Source organism: Kitasatospora sp. NPDC058190 (assembly GCF_042883685.1).
Taxonomy (GTDB): Bacteria; Actinomycetota; Actinomycetes; order Streptomycetales; family Streptomycetaceae; genus Kitasatospora.
The window spans coordinates 21,988-41,537 of record NZ_JBHVVI010000058.1 but is presented as its reverse complement, the minus strand read 5'-3'; the positions used below and the strand labels follow the sequence as shown (position 1 = coordinate 41,537).

Genomic DNA, 19,550 nt, shown 5'->3' with positions numbered 1-19,550 from the left:
GGCGTGGCTACGATGGGTGCGCCGGGCGGACTCATTCGTCCGGCCGTCTGCTGCGCGCGCTGCGCCAGGCGGGTACCTGGGAGATCGGAGCGGCTGGGAAGGCCATGCTCAACAAATACGCGCGTGCCTTCTTCACACGTGTTCTGACCCCGTTCGCCGCGTTCCTGATCCGTCTGGGCGTGAGCCCGGACGCCGTGACGCTGATCGGTACCGCCGGTTCGGTGGCCGGTGCGCTGGTGTTCTTCCCGCGAGGGGAGTTCTTCTGGGGCACCATCACGATCACGCTGTTCATCTTCTCGGACCTGGTGGACGGGAACATGGCCCGTCAGCTGGGTCGGAGCACCAAGTGGGGGGCGTTCCTGGACTCCACGCTGGACCGGGTCGCGGACGCGGCGATCTTCGGCGGTCTGGCGATGTGGTACGCGGGCAAGGGTGACAACAACCTGCTGTGCGCGGTGGCGATCTTCTGCCTGGCCAGCGGCCTGGTGGTGTCGTACACCAAGGCGCGGGCGGAGAGCCAGGGCCTGCCGTGCGACGTGTCGGGGCTGGTGGAGCGGGCCGAGCGGCTGGTGGCCAGCCTGGTGGCGGCCGGGGTCGCGGGTCTGCACAAGTTCGGGGTGCCGTACGTGGAGTGGCTGCTGCCGGTGGCGCTGTGGCTGGTGGCGGCGGGCAGCCTGGTGACGGTGTTCCAGCGGATGCTGACCGTGCGCCGGGAGGCGTTCGAGGCCGACCGAGCGGCGGCCGGGAGCTGATGGGGGGCGTCCTGCGGTGACGGACCGACTGGTGTACTGGGCGTACGCGCTGGGGTGGGGGGTGCTGAAGCACCTGCCGGAGCCGGTGGCGCGGGGCCTGTTCGACCGGCTGGCGGACTACGCGTGGTGGCGGCGCGGCAAGCGGGTGCTCCAGCTGGAGGCCAACCTGCGCCGGGTCCGTCCGGGGCTGGACGAGGCCGCGCTGCGGTCACTGTCGCGGGCCGGGATGCGCTCGTACCTGCGGTACTGGATGGAGTCCTTCCGGCTGCCGGTGTGGAGCCGGGCCAGGGTCGCCCGGGACGTCCAGGTGGAGGGCTTCGAGAACCTGCGGGGGGCGCTGGAGGCCGGGCGGGGCGCGGTGATAGCCCTGCCGCACATGGGCAACTGGGACCTGGCGGGCACCTGGGTGGCGCAGCAGGGCTACCCGTTCACCACCGTCGCCGAGCGGCTGAAGCCGGAGCGGCTGTTCGACCGGTTCGTCGCGTTCCGGGAGGGCCAGGGCATGGAGGTCCTGGCGCTGACCGGCAGCGGCATGAACGTGATCGGCACGCTGGCGCGGCGGCTGCGCGAGGGCCGGCTGGTCTGCCTGGTGGGGGACCGGGATCTCTCGGAGGCGGGCATCGAGGTGTCCTTCTTCGGGGAGGCGACCCGGATGCCGGCCGGGCCGGCGGCGCTGTGCCAGCGGACCGGGGCGGCGCTGCTGCCGGTGACGCTCTGGTACGACGGTCCGGTGCTGCGGGGGCGGATCCACGCCGAGGTCGTGGCGCCCGAGGAGGGCGACCGCAGGGCGCGGACCCTGGCGATGACCCAGGCGATGGCGGACGTGTGGGAGCGGGGCATCCGGGAGTACCCGCAGGACTGGCACATGCTGCAGAAGCTCTGGCTGGCCGACCTGCCGGTCCGTGAGACGGTGAAGGGGTCGCCCGCGGTGCGCGCGGAGGCGGCGCCGGAGCCCGCGGCCGAGGCCTCCGGGTCCTGAGCCCGCCCCGTACGACCTGTCCGAAGGAGCTTGAGGAACCCGTGAAGATCGGCATCGTCCGGGTCCTGAGCCCGCCCCGTACGACCTGTCCGAAGGAGCTTGAGGAACCCGTGAAGATCGGCATCGTCTGCCCGTACGACTGGGACGTCCCCGGTGGGGTGCAGTTCCACATCCGGGACCTGGCCGAGCACCTGATCCGGCTGGGCCACCAGGTGTCGGTGCTGGCGCCGGCCGAGGACGACGAGGCGCTGCCGCCGTACGTGGTCTCGGCCGGGCGGGCGGTGGCGGTGCCCTACAACGGGTCGGTGGCGCGGCTGAGCTTCGGCATCCTGTCGGCGGCGCGGGTGCGGCGGTGGCTGCGCGAGGGCCGCTTCGACATCCTGCACGTGCACGAGCCGGCCTCGCCGAGCCTGTCGATGCTGGCCGCCTGGTCGGCCACCGGGCCGATGGTGGGCACCTTCCACACCTCGAACCCGCGCTCCCGGGCGATGATCGCGGCCTCGCCGATCCTGCAACCGGGCCTGGAGAAGATGCGGGCCCGGATCGCGGTGTCGGAGTACGCCCGGCGCACCCTGGTGGAGCACCTGGGCGGGGACGCGGTGGTGATCCCGAACGGCGTGGACGTCGGCTTCTTCGCGGACGCCGAGCCGGACGGGCGCTGGACGGGCAACGCGGCCGCGGGGGAGCCGGGCACGATCGGCTTCATCGGCCGGATCAACGAGCCGCGCAAGGGCCTGCCGACGCTGCTGGCGGCGCTGCCGAGGATCCTGGCCGAGCGGCCCGGGGTGCGGCTGCTGGTCGCGGGCAAGGGGGACGAGGAGGAGGCCGTCGCCGGCCTGGCGCCCGAGGTCCGCGAGCAGGTGGAGTTCCTCGGGATGGTGTCCGACCGGGAGAAGGCCCGGCTGCTGCGCAGCGTGGACCTGTACGTGGCGCCGAACACCGGCGGGGAGAGCTTCGGGATCATCCTGGTCGAGGCGATGTCGGCGGGCGCGCCGGTGCTGGCCAGCGACCTGGACGCGTTCAAGCAGGTGCTGGACGGCGGGGACGCCGGGGAGCTGTTCCCGGTGGAGGACGCGGACGCGCTGGCCCGTACGGCGCTGCGGCTGCTGGGCGACCCGGCGCGGCTGGAGGAGCTGCGCAAGGCGGCCTCGCGGCACGTGCGGCGGTTCGACTGGTCGACGGTGGGCGCGGACATCCTGGCGGTGTACGAGACCGTGACGGCCGGGGAGGCGGCGGTGGTCGAGGAGGACGTGCGCTCCGCCCCGAGCCGAAGGGCGCGCCGGTGACGAGAGGGAGAAGCGACCAGCGAGGTACGAGCGCCGGGGACTGATCGGCGGGCCGGTCGGTGGTGGTGGGCCCGCGGGGCGGCCGGATGTTCGTGGCGTTAGGGTCGGGCGACCGCACCACCGCGATTCATGGGGGCAACGATGCCGCAGATCTCCGTCGACTACTCCGCCGGCCTGGCCGGCTTCGACCGGGTGTCGCTCGGTGTGGCGATCAACCGGCTCGCGGAGGAGACCATCGACGCGAAGCCGGGGTCGTGCAAGACGGTGTTCCGCCAGAGCGAGCTGCTCGTCGTGGGGACGTCCAGGATCCCGCACGACGGGCAGGTCTTCGTCGAGTTCCAGATCTTCCCGGGTCGCACGCCGGAGGCGAAGGCGGCGCTGAGCGAGGGCGTCCTGGCGCTGCTGGCCGAGCACGTGAAGCCGAAGCCCGGGGTGCGGCTGTTCACCGCCGTGAACATCGTGGACATCGACCGGGAGAGCTACCGCAGCGCGACCGCCCAGGGGTGAGCCGGTGACACCCGGTAACGTAGCGGCCCGTGACTACCTGGATCTGGGCCGGCGTGGCCGTGGTGCTGTTCGGCATGTACCTGAGTTGGACGGCCGGGCGCTTGGACCGGCTGCATGCCCGGATCGACGCCGCGCGGGCGGCGCTGGACGCGCAGCTGGTCCGTCGGGCCTCGGTGGCGATGGAGCTGGCGACGTCCTCGCTGCTGGACCCGGCGGCCTCGCTGTTGCTGTTGGACGCGGCGCACGCGGCGCGGCAGGCCGACGACGAGCAGCGCGAGGTGGCGGAGAGCCAGCTGAGCCTGGCGCTGCGGGCGGTGTTCGAGGAGCCGGAGCAGGTGGCGGCGCTGATGGCCGAGCCGGGCGGCGAGGACGCCGTTCGTGATCTGACGGCCGCGGTGCGCCGGGTGCCGATGGCCCGCCGGTTCCACAACGATGCGGTGCGGGCGGCGCGGGCGGTGCGTGAGCACCGGCTGGTGCGCTACTTCCGGCTGGCGGGGAAGGCGCCGTTCCCGCTGGCCTTCGAGATGGACGACGCCCCGCCGCCCGCGCTCACGCCCGAGGGGGCACCTGCTTAGGCTGTCCCCGGATACGGCCCGTTTGTCGCATCCCGTCGTCCGGGCTGGACTGGGTGGCACATGGAGGGGCCACCCGTTCCGCCTACCATAGGGCGATAGCACTGGTTCATCTTCGAGTGAGGTCTCACGTGTCCACCACCCCCACCACCGCAGACCAGCCGCAGATCGGTACCGCCCGGGTCAAGCGCGGCATGGCCGAGCAGCTCAAGGGCGGTGTGATCATGGACGTGGTCAACGCCGAGCAGGCGAAGATCGCCGAGGACGCCGGCGCGGTGGCCGTCATGGCTCTGGAGCGGGTTCCGGCCGACATCCGCAAGGACGGCGGCGTGGCCCGCATGTCCGACCCGAACATGATCGAGGAGATCATCAACGCGGTCTCCATCCCGGTGATGGCCAAGTCCCGCATCGGCCACTTCGTCGAGGCCCAGGTCCTGCAGTCGCTCGGTGTCGACTACATCGACGAGTCCGAGGTGCTGACCCCGGCCGACGAGGTCAACCACTCCGACAAGTGGGCCTTCACCACCCCCTTCGTCTGCGGCGCCACCAACCTGGGCGAGGCCCTGCGCCGCATCGCCGAGGGCGCGGCCATGATCCGCTCGAAGGGCGAGGCCGGCACCGGCAACGTCGTCGAGGCCGTCCGCCACCTGCGCCAGATCAAGAACGAGATCGGCCAGCTGCGCGCCCTGGACCACAACGAGCTGTACGCCGCCGCCAAGGAGCTGCGCGCCCCGTACGAGCTGGTCAAGGAGGTCGCCGAGCTCGGCAAGCTGCCGGTGGTGCTGTTCTCCGCCGGTGGCGTGGCCACCCCGGCCGACGCCGCGCTGATGCGCCAGCTGGGCGCCGAGGGCGTCTTCGTCGGCTCCGGCATCTTCAAGTCGGGCGACCCGGCCAAGCGCGCCGCCGCCATCGTGAAGGCCACCACCTTCTATGACGACCCGAAGATCATCGCGGACGCCTCCCGCAACCTGGGCGAGGCCATGGTCGGCATCAACTGCGACACCCTGCCGGAGACCGAGCGCTACGCCAACCGCGGCTGGTAATCGCCCCTCCCGCCCGTAGATCGGCTCAGGCCCGCCGCGGCGCCCCGGCGCGCGGCGGGCCGTGCCGCGTATTTCCGTAGTAACGATCGATTGAGGTTGAAGACCGTGAGCACTCCAGTCATCGGCGTCCTCGCCCTGCAGGGCGACGTCCGCGAGCACCTGGTGGCGCTGGCCGAGGCCGACGCGCTCGCCCGTCCGGTGCGCCGTGCCGAGGAGCTGGCCGAGGTCGACGCGCTGGTGATCCCCGGCGGGGAGTCCACCACCATGTCCAAGCTGGCGCTGCTGTTCGGCGTGATGGACCCGGTGCGCGAGCGGGTCGCCGCCGGGATGCCGGTGTACGGCACCTGCGCGGGCATGATCATGCTGGCCGACAAGATCCTCGACGGCCGGGAGGACCAGGAAACCGTCGGCGGCATCGACATGACGGTGCGCCGCAACGCCTTCGGCCGCCAGAATGAGTCCTTCGAGTCCGGGATCGCCTTCAAGGGCCTGGACGACGCGCCGGTGCACGGAGTCTTCATCCGCGCCCCCTGGGTCGAGGCGGTCGGCGCGGGTGTCGAGGTGCTGGCCGAGCTGCCCGCCGCGGACGGTCCGGAGGCCCGGATCGTGGCCGTGCGCCAGGGCAACCTGCTGGCCACCTCCTTCCACCCGGAGCTCACCGGCGACCACCGCGTGCACGCCTACTTCGTGCGGATGGTCGAGGAGCACCTCGCCGCTCGGTAGGGCACCCGTAGCCGTGTGCGCCTCACCGGTGACGACACCGGTAAGATCTCATCTGTTTCATTTCCATTTGGCGACGTAAAGGAGCTGGCGATGTCCGGCCACTCTAAGTGGGCTACCACCAAGCACAAGAAGGCCGTGATCGACGCCAAGCGCGGCAAGCTCTTCGCCAAGATGATCAAGAACATCGAGGTGGCGGCGCGCACCGGCGGTCCCGACCCGGCGGGCAACCCGACCCTCTACGACGCCATCCAGAAGGCGAAGAAGAGCTCGGTCCCGATCGACAACATCAACCGCGCCGTCAAGCGCGGTGGCGGTCTGGAGGCCGGCGGTGCCGACTACCAGACCATCATGTACGAGGGCTACGGCCCGAACGGTGTCGCCGTCCTGATCGAGTGCCTCACCGACAACCGCAACCGCGCCGCCTCCGATGTGCGCGTGGCGATGACCCGCAACGGCGGTTCGATGGCCGACCCGGGTTCGGTCTCGTACCTGTTCACCCGCAAGGGTGTCGTGATCGTCCCCAAGGCCGACGGCGTGGACGAGGACAAGCTGTTCGAGATCGTCCTCGACCAGGACCCGGAGGAGATCAACGACCTCGGCGACTCCTTCGAGATCGTCTCCGAGGCCTCCAAGATGGTCGACGTGCGCACCGCGCTGGTCGACGCCGGCGTCGACTACGACTCGGCCGAGGCCAACTTCCTCCCGAGCATGCAGGTCGAGCTGGACGTCGACGGCGCCCGCAAGATCCTCAAGCTGATCGACGCGCTCGAGGACAGCGACGACGTGCAGAACGTCTTCGCCAACTTCGACATCTCCGACGAGGTCGGCGCGCAGCTCGACGCCGAGTAACACGGCATCGCTCGATCGATGACGAGTGATCGTTCTCACTGCCCGGCCCGGTGGTCCCAGGACCGCCGGGCCGGTGTCGTCGGCGGGGTTGTCGGACCCGGACGGTAGCCTTCGCGAAGGTCACTCGCCGCGAGCCGCGAACCGGGGAGGCGAGTGGCGAACAGCGGAGAGGCGGGGCGTGACGTGCGGGTGCTGGGTGTGGACCCGGGGCTGACCAGGTGCGGGGTCGGTGTGGTCGAGGGCGCGCCGGGCCGGCCGCTGCGGATGGTCGGGGTGGGCGTGGTGCGCACGCCCGCCGAGGCCGGGATCGGGCAGCGGCTGCTGCTGGTCGAGCAGGGGATCGAGGGCTGGCTGGACGAGCACCGGCCCGATCTGGTGGCCGTCGAGCGGGTCTTCGCCCAGCACAACGTCCGGACCGTGATGGGGACGGCCCAGGCCAGCGCGGTCGCGATGCTCTGCGCCACCCGGCGCGGCATCCCCGTCACCCTGCACACCCCCAGTGAGGTCAAGGCCGCCGTCACCGGCTCGGGCCGGGCGGACAAGGCGCAGGTCACGGCCATGGTGCAGCGGCTGCTGCGGCTGGACGCCCCGCCCAAGCCCGCCGACGCGGCCGACGCGCTGGCGCTGGCCATCTGCCACATCTGGCGCGGCGGGGCGACCAACCGCCTGGAGGCCGCGGTCAACGCCGCCCGCTCCACCTCGCGCTCCATGCCTCTGAAAGCCCCCTCTACTTCTGTGAAAGGCAGGCTTCGGTGATCGCCTTCGTCCAGGGCCCCGTGGCGGCCATCTCCTCCGGCGTCGCGGTGGTCGAGGTCGGCGGGGTCGGCATGGCCGTGCAGTGCACCCCGAACACCCTGGCCGGCCTGCGGCTGGGCGAGCCGGCCCGGCTGGCGACCTCGCTGGTGGTCCGGGAGGACTCGCTCACCCTGTTCGGCTTCGCGGACGACGACGAGCGCTCGGTGTTCGAGATCCTGCAGGCCGCGCCGGGCGTCGGCCCCAAGCTGGCCCAGGCGATCCTCGGCGTGCACAGTCCGGACGCGCTGCGCGCCGCGGTCGCGGGCGGGGACGAGAAGGCGCTGGTCGCCGTGCCGGGCATCGGCAAGGCGAAGGCGGCCAAGCTGCTGCTGGAGTACAAGGACAAGCTGGGCGCGCCGCACGGCGCGGTGCCCGCCCAGAAGCCGATCGCCGCCGGCCCGGCGTCGTGGAGCGAGCAGCTGCACTCCGCGCTGACCGGCCTGGGCTACGCCCCGCGTGAGGCGGACGAGGCAGTGGCGGCCGTCACCCCGGAGGCGGAGGCGCAGCAGACGCCGGACGTGGGCGCCCTGCTCCGGCTGGCGCTGCGCGGCCTCAACCGCGCCCGCTGAATCCCCCCTGACGATCTGTCTGTTTGTCGACAACGGAGACTTTGGAGCCCGCGAGGATGTACGACTCGGAACCTGCGGACCGGCTGGTCACGGCCGCCGCCGACGGCGAGGACCAGGCGGTGGAGGCGGCGCTGCGCCCCAAGCTGCTGGAGGAGTTCATCGGCCAGGAGCGGGTGCGTGAGCAGCTGTCCCTGGTGCTCCAGGCCGCCCGCAAGCGCGGCAGCGCGCCCGACCACGTGCTGCTGAGCGGGCCTCCGGGGCTCGGCAAGACCACCCTGTCCATGATCATCGCCGCTGAGCTGGGCGCCCCGATCCGGATCACCTCCGGCCCGGCCATCCAGCACGCGGGGGACCTCGCGGCGATCCTCTCCTCGCTCACCGAGGGCGAGGTGCTCTTCCTCGACGAGATCCACCGGATGTCCCGGCCGGCCGAGGAGATGCTCTACATGGCGATGGAGGACTTCCGGGTCGACGTGATCGTCGGCAAGGGCCCGGGCGCCACCGCCATCCCGCTGGAGCTGCCGCCCTTCACCCTGGTCGGCGCCACCACCCGGGCCGGGCTACTGCCGCCCCCGCTGCGCGACCGCTTCGGCTTCACCGGGCACATGGAGTTCTACGCCCCGAACGAGCTGCAGCGGGTGGTGCACCGCTCGGCAGCCCTGCTGGACGTCGAGATAGACCCGGCCGGCGCGGCCGAGATCGCCGGGCGCTCGCGCGGCACCCCGCGCATCGCCAACCGGCTGCTGCGCCGGGTCCGCGACTACGCCCAGGTGCGGCACGACGGCCAGGTCAGCGCCGAGATCGCCGCCCAGGCGCTGGACGTCTACGAGGTGGACGCCCGCGGCCTGGACCGGCTGGACCGCGCGGTGCTGGACGCACTGCTGCGGCTGTTCGGCGGCGGGCCGGTCGGTTTGTCGACACTCGCGGTCGCCGTGGGGGAGGAGGCCGAGACGGTCGAGGAGGTGGCCGAGCCCTTCCTGGTCCGCGAGGGCCTGCTCGCCCGCACCCCGCGCGGGCGGATCGCCACCGCCGCCGCCTGGCAGCACCTCGGCCTGACCCCACCGGTACAGACCGCGCCGGTCCGGACCACCCGCGGTGCGGCGACCGCCCAGCCGGAGCTGTTCCCGGCGGACGGAAGTTGACCGGCATGGGCTGAACGGGTGAGAGGTGTCCACCGGTTCCCGGCGCCCGGCCAGACGCCGCAGGGCGGGGAGGAGCCAGGGGAGAAGTCCGTGGAAACTGTGCAGGCCGAGGGTCGCCACTTTCGGCGGCAGGATGCGATGCTTGGCGTTGTCCGATCAGTTCGGGGTCGCCTAGACTCCGCCGGACCGCCCCTCTCACCTGACGGGCCGACCCATACCACACAGGCCGCCGGCCGGCGGCCCGTAAAGGACCCTGGCTGCAGTGAACCTCATCATCCTTCTCCTCCCGATCATCGCGATCGTGCTCATGTTCCGGTCGCAGAAGAAGCGCCAGTCGCAGATGCAGCAGATGCAGACCTCGCTGGAGCCCGGGGCGGGGGTGCGCACCATCGGCGGCCTGTACGCCCAGGTGAAGGCGGTCAACGACGAGACCGTCGAGCTGGAGATCGCTCCCGGCGTGGTCACCCACTTCACCAAGAGCGCCATCGCGGCCGTCCTGGACCCCCAGGAGTACGACGCGATCATCAACGGTCGCCCCGGCGATGACGAGCTGCCCGAGCCCGAGGCCGAGGACGCGGACGCCGCGCCGGTCGAGGACAAGGCGCTGTCGCTCACCAAGGACAGCGCCGAGAAGGGCGATGCCGAGGGCGGGGCTCCCGCGAGCAAGTAGTACGGCCGGGCAACCCGCCCGGCCGCGCGGCGCAGTGCCGCGAGCCCACAGGACCTCAGGGCCGCAGAACCGCCATGCCCCCGTCCCGCCACGAGCCGGACGGGGGTCCGGCCGGGGAGGTGGCATGGACAGGGAGAAACGAGCAAGGTGGCAACACCCAAGTCGCGCCCGCGCGACGGCTACCCAGGGCGGGCGCTGGCCCTCATCCTGGTCGTCACCGTCGGACTGGTCGCCCTCATGTTCGGGACGGGCAACACCAAGCCCCGGCTCGGAATCGACCTCGCCGGTGGCACCAGCATCACGCTGACGGCGAAGTCGACCGACCCCAAGGCGGTCAACAAGTCCAACATGGACATCGCCGTCGGGATCATCGAGCGCCGGGTCAACGGAATGGGTGTCTCCGAGGCGGAGGTCCAGACCCAGGGCTCGGACACGATCATCGTGAACATCCCCAAGGGCGGCGACCGGCAGAACGCGGCGGACCAGGTCGGTACCACCGCGAAGCTGTTCTTCCGTCCGGTCCTGGCCGTGGCGCCCAGCGGCGTCACCCCGCCCGCGCCCACCGGCACCCCGTCCGCCGGCGCGACCGGCAGCCCGAGCGCCGCCCCCTCGGGCAGCGCCACCCCGTCGGCCACCGCCTCGGCCTCGGCGGGCGCGAGCTCCTCCGCCAGCCACGCGCCGACCGCCTCGGCGAGCGCCACCAAGCAGGGCCGCGCCGTCGGTGAGGCCCTGGCCGCCGAGGGCGCCAGCCCGTCGGCCGCCGCCACCGGCGCGAGCGCCGCTCCCTCCGCCGCCGCCACCGGCTCGGCGGCCCCGGCCGCCAGCGGCGCCCCGAGCGCCCAGCCCACCGCGCCGAGCGCCGCCGACCTGAGCGCCGCGATGACCCAGGGCACCGTCCCGCCGGAGCTGGCCGACGCCTTCGCGAAGCTCGACTGCTCCAAGCCCGAGGTCCGCGCCGCCCAGACCGGCGCCGAGGACAAGGCCATGGTGGCCTGCTCCCAGAAGGCCGAGCACGGCTACTACGAGAAGCTGGCCCTCGGCCCCGCGGCCGTGAAGGGCGCGGACATCTCCAAGGCCCAGGCGGGCCTCGACACCCAGACCGGCGGCGGCTGGCAGGTCCAGCTGCAGTTCAACGGCGCCGGCACCGACGCCTTCTCCAAGGTCACCGGCCAGCTGGCCACCCAGACCCCGCCGGCCAACCAGTTCGCCATCGTGCTGGACAACCAGGTGGTCTCGCACCCGCAGGTCAACGGTCCGATCCCGGGCGGTAGCGCGGTCATCACCGGACAGTTCTCCCAGGCCGAGGCGCAGGACCTCTCCAACGTGCTGAGCTACGGCGCCCTGCCGCTGGAGTTCACCAAGAGCGACATCACCACCGTCTCCCCGGCGCTGGGCAGTGACCAGCTCAAGGCCGGTCTGGTCGCCGGTGCGATCGGCATGCTGCTGGTCGTCGCGTACTCGCTGATCTACTACCGCGGCCTGGGCCTGGTCTCGATCTCCGGTCTGGTCGTCTCGGCGGCCCTGACCTACTCGCTCATGAGCCTGCTCGGCGGCGGGATCGGATTCGCGCTGAACCTGCCGGCGGTCTGCGGTGCGATCGTCGCGATCGGCATCACCGCCGACTCCTTCATCGTGTACTTCGAGCGCATCCGCGACGAGGTCCGCGAGGGCGCCCCGCTGCGCCCGGCGGTCCAGCGGGCCTGGCCGCGTGCCCGACGCACCATCCTGGTCTCGGACTTCGTGTCCTTCCTCTGTGCCGCCGTGCTCTACGTGGTCTCGGTCGGCAAGGTCCAGGGCTTCGCCTTCACCCTGGGTCTGACCACCGCGCTCGACGTCGTGGTGATCTTCCTCTTCACCAAGCCGCTGATCACGCTGCTGGCCCGGCGCAAGTTCTTCGCCGAGGGTCACCCGTGGTCCGGCCTGGACCCGAAGCGGCTGGGCGCCCGCCCGCCGCTGCGCAGCAGCCGTCGCCGTAGCTCCTCCTCTGCCGCCGTGAAGGAGGCCTGACACCGTGTCACGCTTCTCCAATCTGGGCCACCGGCTCTACCAGGGCGAGGTCAGCTTCGACTTCGTCGGGCGCCGTAAGCTCTGGTACTCGATCTCCGGTGTGATCGTGCTGGTCGCGGCGATCGGCCTGGCCATGGGCCTGCACCTGGGCATCGAGTTCAAGGGCGGCTCGGTCTACACCGTGACCAAGCCGGGTCTGACCGTCTCGCAGGCGCAGGACAAGGCCGACCAGGTCGTCTCCTCGCACCCGCTGGTGCAGTCGACCGACGGCAACAAGATCCGCATCCAGGTCAGCACCGACGAGCCGAAGAGCTCCGACGAGGTCCGCTCGCAGCTCGCCGAGAAGATCGGCGTGCCGCTGGACACCGTCGAGGCCCAGGTCATCGGCCCCAGCTGGGGCAAGCAGATCTCCAACAAGGCGCTCACCGGCCTGATCATCTTCATGGTCCTGGTGACGCTCTACCTGGCGATCGCCTTCGAGTGGCGGATGGCGGTGGCCGCCCTGGTCGCCCTGATCCACGACCTGCTGATCACCATCGGTGTGTACGCCCTAGTGGGCTTCGAGGTCACCCCCGGTACGGTGATCGGGTTCCTGACGATCCTCGGTTACTCGCTCTACGACACGGTCGTCGTCTTCGACACCGTGAAGGAGAACACCAAGGACCTCACCAAGCAGAACAAGCGCACCTACAGCGAGGCGGCCAACGCCGGCCTCAACCAGACCCTGGTGCGTTCGCTCAACACCACCGTGGTGGCGCTCCTGCCGGTCGCCGCGCTGCTGTTCATCGGCGGCGGCCTGCTGGGCGCCGGGACCCTGAACGACATCTCGCTCGCGCTGTTCATCGGCCTCGCGGCCGGTGCCTACTCCTCGATCTGCGTCGCCACCCCGCTGCTGGCGCAGCTCAAGGAGGAGCAGCCGGAGATGAAGGCCCTGCGCAAGCGGGTCCTGCAGCACCGGGCCGCGGCGGCCAAGGCCGCGGACTCGGACGCGGCGCCGACGGACGAGGGTGCGGACGGGGACCAGCCCGCGGGTATGGTCGGTCAGCGCGGTCGGGCGGCCGGTGCCGCGCGGCCCAAGGGCCGTCCGTCCACCAAGCGCTGATTCCCCAGACCCTAAGGACACCACCGTGACCACCGCCGACATCACCCTGGCCGAGCTGCTGAACAGCCGGATACGGGACGTCCCGGACTACCCGAAGCCGGGTGTGCTGTTCAAGGACATCGCACCGCTGCTCGCCGACGCCGAGGCCTTCGGCGCCCTGACCCGGGCGCTGGCCGACCGGGCGAAGGAGCTCGGGGCGACCAAGGTGGTGGGTCTGGAGGCGCGCGGCTTCGTGCTGGCGGCCCCGGCGGCCTTCGCGGCCGGGCTGGGCTTCGTGCCGATCCGCAAGCAGGGCAAGCTGCCCGGCGAGGTGTTCCGGCGCTCGTACGAGCTGGAGTACGGCTCGGCGACGCTGGAGGTGCAGTGCGACGCCTTCGAGCCGGGTGAGAAGGTGCTGGTGGTGGACGACGTGCTGGCCACCGGCGGCACCATAGGCGCCTCGCTGGACCTGGTGAAGGAGGCCGGCGCCGAGCTGGTGGGTGTCGTGGTGCTGATGGAGCTGGGCTTCCTGGACGGCCGTGAGCGGCTGGCCGGGCACCTGAACGGCGCCCCGCTGGAGACGCTGGTCACGGTCTGAGGGACGGGCTCGGAGACGGGCTGAAGGGACGGCGGTCGGATCATCCGACCGCCGTCCTTGCGTTGACGGGCCCGGCCGGATGAACACCGGGCCGCCCGGCTCGGTACCATGAAGATTCATCCCCTCCCGGTTGTGCCCGGACCGCACGGGCCTCGGCGGGGGGTCGGCCCCGGTGCCCCGAGGAGTGTCCTTGCCCGACGAGGTTGTGCCCACGGCCGCAGCGGCCGCCCCCGAAGACCGTCCCACGCCCTCGGGGGCCACCCCGGCACGCCCGGCGCCCACCTCCTCGCGCCAGCTCGCCCCGCTCGGCCGCGGCTCCGGTACCGGCGGCGGCATGCGCGCCCGCCTGGCCCGCCTCGGCGGCCAGCGCTCCAGCGTGCTCAACCCCGTGCTGGAGCCGCTGTTCCGCTCGATCCGGGCGAACGACCCCAAGGCCGACCCGGCGCTGCTGCGCGACATCGAGCGCGCCTACGCCGTCGCCGAGAAGTGGCACCGCGGGCAGAAGCGCAAGAGCGGCGACCCGTACATCACCCACCCGCTGGCCGTCGCGACCATCCTCGCCGAGCTCGGCATGGACGCCCCGACGCTGATGGCCGGGCTGCTGCACGACACCGTCGAGGACACCGACTACGGCCTGGAGACCCTGCGCAAGGACTTCGGCGACTCGGTGGCCCTGCTGGTCGACGGCGTCACCAAGCTCGACCGGGTCAAGTTCGGCGAGGCCGCCCAGGCCGAGACCGTCCGCAAGATGGTCGTGGCGATGGCCAAGGACCCGCGGGTCCTGGTGATCAAGCTGGCCGACCGCCTGCACAACATGCGCACGATGCGCTACCTCAAGCGGGAGAAGCAGGAGAAGAAGGCCCGCGAGACGCTGGAGATCTACGCCCCGCTGGCGCACCGGCTGGGCATGAACACCATCAAGTGGGAGCTGGAGGACCTCGCCTTCGCGATCCTCTACCCCAAGATGTACGACGAGATCGTCCGGCTGGTCGCCGAGCGCGCGCCCAAGCGGGACGAGTACCTGGCGACCGTCATCGACCAGGTCCAGGCGGACCTGCGCGGCGCCCGGATCACCGCCTCCGTCACCGGCCGGCCGAAGCACTACTACTCGGTCTACCAGAAGATGATCGTCCGGGGCCGGGACTTCGCCGAGATCTACGACCTGGTGGGCATCCGGGTCCTGGTCGACACCGTCCGCGACTGCTACGCGGCGCTGGGCACCATCCACGCGCGGTGGAACCCGGTGCCGGGGCGGTTCAAGGACTACATCGCGATGCCCAAGTTCAACATGTACCAGTCGCTGCACACCACGGTGATCGGTCCCGGCGGCAAGCCCGTCGAACTCCAGATCCGCACCTTCGACATGCACCGGCGGGCCGAGTACGGCATCGCCGCCCACTGGAAGTACAAGCAGCGCGCGGTCGCCGGGGCCTCCAAGGTCCGCACCGACACCCCGACCCAGGTCCGCAAGGACGACAAGGCCGGCGCCGTCAACGAGATGGCCTGGCTGCGGCAGCTGCTGGACTGGCAGAAGGAGACCGCCGACCCGGGCGAGTTCCTGGAGTCGCTCCGCTTCGACCTGGCCAGCAACGAGGTCTTCGTCTTCACCCCCAAGGGTGACGTGATAGCCCTGCCCGCCGGGGCGACCCCGGTCGACTTCGCCTTCGCGGTGCACACCGAGGTCGGCTACCGGACCATAGGGGCCCGGGTCAACGGACGGCTGGTGCCGCTGGAGTCGACGCTGGAGAACGGCGACACCGTCGAGGTGTTCACCTCCAAGGCGGAGAACGCCGGCCCGTCCCGGGACTGGCTGGGCTTCGTCAAGTCGCCGCGCGCCCGCAACAAGATCCGCGCCTGGTTCTCCAAGGAACGCCGCGAGGAGGCCATCGAGCACGGCAAGGAGGCGATCGTCCGGGCGATGCGCAAGCAGGGCCTGCCGATCCAGCGGATCCTGACCGGCGACTCGCTGGTCACCCTGGCCCACGAGATGCGCTACCCCGACATCTCCTCGCTCTACGCCGCCATCGGCGAGGGGCACGTCGCCGCGCAGAACATCGTCCAGAAGCTGGTCCAGGCGCTCGGCGGCGAGGAGGGCGCGACCGAGGACCTGGCCGAGACCGCGACCCCGACCCACGACACCCGCCGGGCCGTCCGCCGCCGGGCCAAGGGCGACCCGGGCGTGATCGTCAAGGGCGTCGAGGACGTCTGGGTCAAGCTGTCCCGCTGCTGCACCCCGGTGCCGGGCGACCCGATCGTCGGTTTCGTCACCCGCGGCAACGGCGTCTCGGTGCACCGCGCCGACTGCGTCAACGTCGAGTCGCTGAGCCAGCAGCCCGAGCGGATGATCGACGTCGAGTGGGCGGCCACCCAGTCCTCGGTCTTCCTGGTGGCCATCCAGGTCGAGGCGCTGGACCGCTCCCGGCTGCTCTCGGACGTCACCCGGGTGCTCTCCGACCAGCACGTCAACATCCTGTCGGCGGCGGTCCAGACCTCCCGGGACCGGGTGGCGATGAGCCGCTTCACCTTCGAGATGGGCGACCCGAAGCACCTGGGCCACGTGCTCAAGGCGGTGCGCGGCGTCGAGGGCGTGTACGACGTCTACCGCGTCACCTCCGCCCGCAAGTGACCACGGCATGAGGAAGGCCCCCGGGGAGAGCTCCCCGGGGGCCTTCGCCGTTCAGTCGGCCGGATCAGCCGCTGAACTCCTCCTGGCTCTTGTGCGCCTGCTCCAGCAGGGTCTGCACGCCCGCCAGCTCGGACTCCAGCTTGGCGGCCTTGGAGGCGTTGCCGGCCGCGCGGGCCTTGTCCAGGTCGGCCTGCAGCTTGTCGGCCTTCGCCTGGAACAGGCCCACCATGCCGGCCGCGCGGGCCTTGGCCTCCGGGTTGGAGCGCTTCCACTCGGCGTCCTCGGCCTCGCGGATCGCCCGCTCGACCGCGTTCAGCCGGCCGTCCAGCTTCGGACGGACGTCGCGCGGCACGTGCCCGATCGCCTCCCAGCGCTCGTTGACGTCGCGCAGCGCGGCCTTGGCGGCCTTCAGGTCGGTGATCGGCAGGATCGCCTCGGCCTCGGTGGCCAGCGCCTCCTTGAGCTTCTGGTTGCCCACCTGCTCGGCGTCCCGCTCGCTGAACACCGCGGAACGGGCCTGGAAGAAGACGTCCTGCGCGCCGCGGAACCGCGCCCACAGCTCGTCCTCGACGTCCCGCTGCGCCCGGCCGGCGGCCTTCCAGCGCGCCATCAGGTCGCGGTAGGCGGCCGCGGTGCTGCCCCAGTCGGTGGACGAGGACAGCGCCTCGGCCTCGGTGACCAGCGCCTCCTTGGTGTGCCGGGCGTGGTCGCGCTCGGCGTCCAGGGTGGCGAAGTGCGCCTTGCGGTGCTTGGAGAAGACCGAGCGGGCGTGCGAGAAGCGGTGCCACAGCTCGTCGTCGCTCTTGCGGTCCAGCCGCGGCAGGCCCTTCCAGGTCTCCACCAGGGCGCGCAGCCGGTCCCCGGCCTCCCGCCACTGGGTGGACTCGGCGAGCTGCTCGGCCTCGGCGACCAGGGCCTCCTTGGCGGAGCGGGTCTCGTCCTGGGCCTTGGCGCGGGCGGCCTTGCGCTCCTCCCGCCGGCTCTCGATCTCACCGGCGAGCGTGTCCAGCCGCTTGGCCAGCGCGTCCAGGTCACCCACCGCGTGCCCCTCGGTCACCTGCGCGCGGAGGTGCTCCAGCGCGGTCATGGCGTCCTTGGCGGCCAGGTCGGTGGTGCGCACCCGCTTCTCCAGCAGGCCGATCTCCACCTCGATGCCCTGGTACTTGCGCTCGAAGTAGGCGAGGGCCTCCTCGGGCGAGCCGGCCTGCCAGGAACCCACGACGCGTTCGCCGTCGGCCGTCCTGACGTACACCGTGCCCTGCTCGTCCACACGGCCCCACGGGTCGCTGCTCATAGCGCGTCCTCCACATGACGTCGCGCCCGCGCCGGGGCGGCGCGCGTCCGTCGTCCACAGTTGATGTGCGGCGGACCGATGAGTCCGCCGTCCCCGTCCGCCGTGCCTTGCTGCCGCGGGTGACGGCTAGGCGGGTCCGGGCACCCTATACAACGCCAACATAGGCGACCAGGCCCGGTGCTGTCCGCATCCGGGCCGGGCGATTTCGCTCCGGGGCCCGGCGGGGGCGCCCCGGGCGCCCGCCGCCGAAGACCTCGGGGTCTGTCAACCCTTCGACACGGTAGCCGAGTTGAAGGTGACGTCGGCCATCGGGTGGCCGTCCGAGGAGCCCTCCAGGGTGCCCGCGGCGGCGATCTTCTGGACCACGTCCAGGCCGCCGGTGATCTTGCCGAAGGGGATGTAGTTCGGGGGCAGCTGGGTGTCCTTGTAGACCAGGAAGAACTGGCTGCCGTTGGTGTCCGGGCCGGAGTTGGCCATCGCCACGGTGCCCGCCGGGTAGGCGGCGCCGGTCAGGTTCTCGTCCTTGAACTTGTAGCCGGGGCCGCCCATGCCGCCCGGGACGGTCGCGCTGGCGGTCGGGTCCCCGCACTGGAGCACGAAGATGCCGTCGGTGGTCAGGCGGTGGCACTTGGTGTGGTCGAAGAACTGCTCACCGGCCAGGAAGGCGAAGGAGTTCACGGTGTGCGGGGCCTTGGCCGCGTCCAGCGCGATCGTCACCTTGCCGCAGTTGGTGTCCAGCGCCATGGTGTACGAGCCGCTCGGGTCGATCGTCATGGCCGGCTCGGTCTTGAACTGCTTGCCGTTGGGCGCGCCCGGCGCCGGGGCGGCGCAACCGTCGACCGGCTTGCGGGTCGGGGTGGCCGGCTGGGTCGGGGCGGCCTGGGACGGCGCGGCCTGGGGGGAGGAGGCGGCCGAAGCCGTCTTGTCCTTGTCCGAGTCGAACGCGCCGGTGGCGAACAGCGTGCCGCCGCCGGCCAGCACCACGACGGCGAGCGAGGTGCCCATGATCGTGTTGCGGCGCTTGCGGGCGGCCGCCGCCTCGGCGCGGCGCTTCTCCTGGCGCTCGAATTTCTCGCGGGCGAGCTGCCGCCGCCGCTGTTCGCTGCTGACCACCGGCCGTGTCTCCTGAGGATGTGCGGAAAGAGTGGATGGATTCCGAAGCGGATCATCGCATCCATCGGCGGCCAAGTGTAGGGACCGGGCCCGTAAGAACGCGGTGAACCGCCCCGACGGCCGGGCCCGCCACCGCCATCTGGTTCGCAACCGGACCCGGCCCGCCGGTAGGCTGCCCTTACACATCACTACTGGTAGCCATCGCAGCTTGTCGCCGCACACCCGAAGGACGCGCGTGTTCATCGCCGGATTCCCCGCTGGAGCCTGGGGCACCAACTGCTACCTGGTCGCGCCGGCGGCGGGCGAGGAGTGCGTCATCGTCGACCCCGGCCACCAGGCCGCCCGCGGCGTCGAGGAGCTCGTCCGCGAGCACCGGCTGAAGCCCGTCGCCGTGCTGCTCACCCACGGCCACATCGATCACGTCGCCTCGGTGGTCCCGGTCTGTGGCGCCCGCGGCGTCCCGGCCTGGATCCACCCCGAGGACCGGTACATGATGGCCGACCCGGAGAAGGCGCTCGGCCGCTCCCTGGGCACCCAGCTGATGGGCGAGCTCACCGTCGGCGAGCCCGACGACGTGCGCGAGCTCACCGACGGCAGCGTGCTGGAGCTGGCCGGCCTGAAGCTGACCGTCGACCACGCCCCGGGCCATACCGGGGGGTCGGTGACCTTCCGGACGCCCGGTGCCGAGGACCTCCCCCCGGTGCTGTTCTCGGGCGACCTGCTGTTCGCCGGCTCCATCGGGCGTACCGACCTCCCGGGCGGGGACAGCGAGGCGATCATGAGCTCGCTGGCCCGGGTGTGCCTGCCCCTCGACGATTCCACCGTGGTCCTCTCCGGCCACGGCGGTCAGACCACCATCGGCCGCGAGCGCGCCACCAACCCCTACCTCCGACAGGCAGCGGGGGCGGCCGGCGCCCCGGCTTTCCCGCGACGAGGAATGTGAC

General features: G+C 71.7%; 19 protein-coding genes. 17 read left to right on the top strand and 2 right to left on the bottom strand.

Annotation, left to right across the window (positions count from 1 at the left end; translation table 11 throughout):
- Nucleotides 1-104 precede the first annotated feature (104 nt).
- The 16 genes from pgsA (at nucleotide 105) to ACFVWU_RS25025 (ending at nucleotide 16,199) form a co-directional block, all read left to right on the top strand.
- The gene (gene pgsA / locus ACFVWU_RS25100) at nucleotides 105-752 is read left to right on the top strand and encodes a phosphatidylinositol phosphate synthase (protein ID WP_224278759.1); all 648 of its coding nucleotides are present in this window, start codon (nucleotides 105-107) and stop codon (nucleotides 750-752) included.
- 16 nt (nucleotides 753-768) lie between these two features.
- Nucleotides 769-1,731, top strand: a complete 963-nt coding sequence (locus tag ACFVWU_RS25095) for a phosphatidylinositol mannoside acyltransferase (RefSeq protein WP_387625000.1) — start codon at nucleotides 769-771, stop codon at nucleotides 1,729-1,731.
- 110 nt (nucleotides 1,732-1,841) lie between these two features.
- The gene (locus tag ACFVWU_RS25090) at nucleotides 1,842-3,017 is read left to right on the top strand and encodes a glycosyltransferase family 4 protein (protein ID WP_387625035.1); all 1,176 of its coding nucleotides are present in this window, start codon (nucleotides 1,842-1,844) and stop codon (nucleotides 3,015-3,017) included.
- Between the two features lie 141 nt (nucleotides 3,018-3,158).
- The gene (locus ACFVWU_RS25085; RefSeq protein WP_387624998.1) at nucleotides 3,159-3,524 is read left to right on the top strand and encodes a 5-carboxymethyl-2-hydroxymuconate Delta-isomerase; all 366 of its coding nucleotides are present in this window, start codon (nucleotides 3,159-3,161) and stop codon (nucleotides 3,522-3,524) included.
- A gap of 29 nt (nucleotides 3,525-3,553) precedes the next feature.
- Nucleotides 3,554-4,099 carry a hypothetical protein gene (locus tag ACFVWU_RS25080; RefSeq protein WP_380612086.1) on the top strand — a complete coding sequence of 182 codons (546 nt, stop codon included), beginning with the start codon at nucleotides 3,554-3,556 and terminating at the stop codon, nucleotides 4,097-4,099.
- 128 nt (nucleotides 4,100-4,227) lie between these two features.
- Nucleotides 4,228-5,139: a pyridoxal 5'-phosphate synthase lyase subunit PdxS gene (pdxS, locus tag ACFVWU_RS25075; RefSeq protein ID WP_380612087.1), complete on the top strand. Its 912-nt coding sequence runs from the start codon at nucleotides 4,228-4,230 to the stop codon at nucleotides 5,137-5,139.
- A gap of 105 nt (nucleotides 5,140-5,244) precedes the next feature.
- Nucleotides 5,245-5,862, top strand: a complete 618-nt coding sequence (gene pdxT / locus ACFVWU_RS25070) for a pyridoxal 5'-phosphate synthase glutaminase subunit PdxT (RefSeq protein WP_387624995.1) — start codon at nucleotides 5,245-5,247, stop codon at nucleotides 5,860-5,862.
- 90 nt (nucleotides 5,863-5,952) lie between these two features.
- Entirely contained in the window at nucleotides 5,953-6,711 is a 759-nt protein-coding gene (locus tag ACFVWU_RS25065; protein ID WP_380612089.1) for a YebC/PmpR family DNA-binding transcriptional regulator, read from the top strand.
- 183 nt (nucleotides 6,712-6,894) lie between these two features.
- Nucleotides 6,895-7,467: a crossover junction endodeoxyribonuclease RuvC gene (gene ruvC, locus ACFVWU_RS25060; protein WP_387625033.1), complete on the top strand. Its 573-nt coding sequence runs from the start codon at nucleotides 6,895-6,897 to the stop codon at nucleotides 7,465-7,467.
- A complete protein-coding gene (gene ruvA, locus ACFVWU_RS25055) occupies nucleotides 7,464-8,075 on the top strand; it encodes a Holliday junction branch migration protein RuvA (protein ID WP_387624993.1) in 612 nt (203 codons plus the stop codon). Before ruvC ends, ruvA begins: the two co-directional genes overlap by 4 nt.
- Nucleotides 8,076-8,131: 56 nt before the next feature.
- Nucleotides 8,132-9,217, top strand: a complete 1,086-nt coding sequence (gene ruvB / locus ACFVWU_RS25050) for a Holliday junction branch migration DNA helicase RuvB (RefSeq protein ID WP_387624991.1) — start codon at nucleotides 8,132-8,134, stop codon at nucleotides 9,215-9,217.
- A 262-nt stretch (nucleotides 9,218-9,479) separates the two neighbouring features.
- Complete coding sequence (gene yajC, locus ACFVWU_RS25045) at nucleotides 9,480-9,887, top strand: preprotein translocase subunit YajC (protein ID WP_387624987.1); 408 nt, start codon at nucleotides 9,480-9,482, stop codon at nucleotides 9,885-9,887.
- A gap of 147 nt (nucleotides 9,888-10,034) precedes the next feature.
- On the top strand, nucleotides 10,035-11,894 hold the full coding sequence (gene secD / locus ACFVWU_RS25040; protein ID WP_387624984.1) for a protein translocase subunit SecD: 1,860 nt from the start codon (nucleotides 10,035-10,037) through the stop codon (nucleotides 11,892-11,894).
- A gap of 4 nt (nucleotides 11,895-11,898) precedes the next feature.
- Complete coding sequence (secF, locus tag ACFVWU_RS25035; protein ID WP_387624982.1) at nucleotides 11,899-12,996, top strand: protein translocase subunit SecF; 1,098 nt, start codon at nucleotides 11,899-11,901, stop codon at nucleotides 12,994-12,996.
- Nucleotides 12,997-13,021: 25 nt separating this feature from the next.
- Nucleotides 13,022-13,573, top strand: coding sequence for an adenine phosphoribosyltransferase (locus ACFVWU_RS25030; RefSeq protein WP_387624979.1), 552 nt, complete (start codon nucleotides 13,022-13,024; stop codon nucleotides 13,571-13,573).
- Nucleotides 13,574-13,745: 172 nt separating this feature from the next.
- Nucleotides 13,746-16,199 (top strand): RelA/SpoT family protein, encoded by a 2,454-nt coding sequence (locus tag ACFVWU_RS25025; RefSeq protein ID WP_387624976.1) that lies wholly within the window; start codon nucleotides 13,746-13,748, stop codon nucleotides 16,197-16,199.
- Between the two features lie 64 nt (nucleotides 16,200-16,263).
- On the opposite strand, the gene ACFVWU_RS25020 is transcribed toward ACFVWU_RS25025, so the two are convergent.
- On the bottom strand, nucleotides 16,264-17,493 hold the full coding sequence (locus ACFVWU_RS25020; protein WP_387624973.1) for a DUF349 domain-containing protein: 1,230 nt from the start codon (nucleotides 17,491-17,493) through the stop codon (nucleotides 16,264-16,266).
- A 264-nt stretch (nucleotides 17,494-17,757) separates the two neighbouring features.
- Nucleotides 17,758-18,606, bottom strand: a complete 849-nt coding sequence (locus ACFVWU_RS25015) for a peptidylprolyl isomerase (RefSeq protein ID WP_387624971.1) — start codon at nucleotides 18,604-18,606, stop codon at nucleotides 17,758-17,760.
- A gap of 235 nt (nucleotides 18,607-18,841) precedes the next feature.
- On the opposite strand from ACFVWU_RS25015, the gene ACFVWU_RS25010 reads away from it, so the two are divergent.
- On the top strand, nucleotides 18,842-19,549 hold the full coding sequence (locus tag ACFVWU_RS25010; protein WP_387624969.1) for an MBL fold metallo-hydrolase: 708 nt from the start codon (nucleotides 18,842-18,844) through the stop codon (nucleotides 19,547-19,549).
- Nucleotide 19,550: the final 1 nt, after the last annotated feature.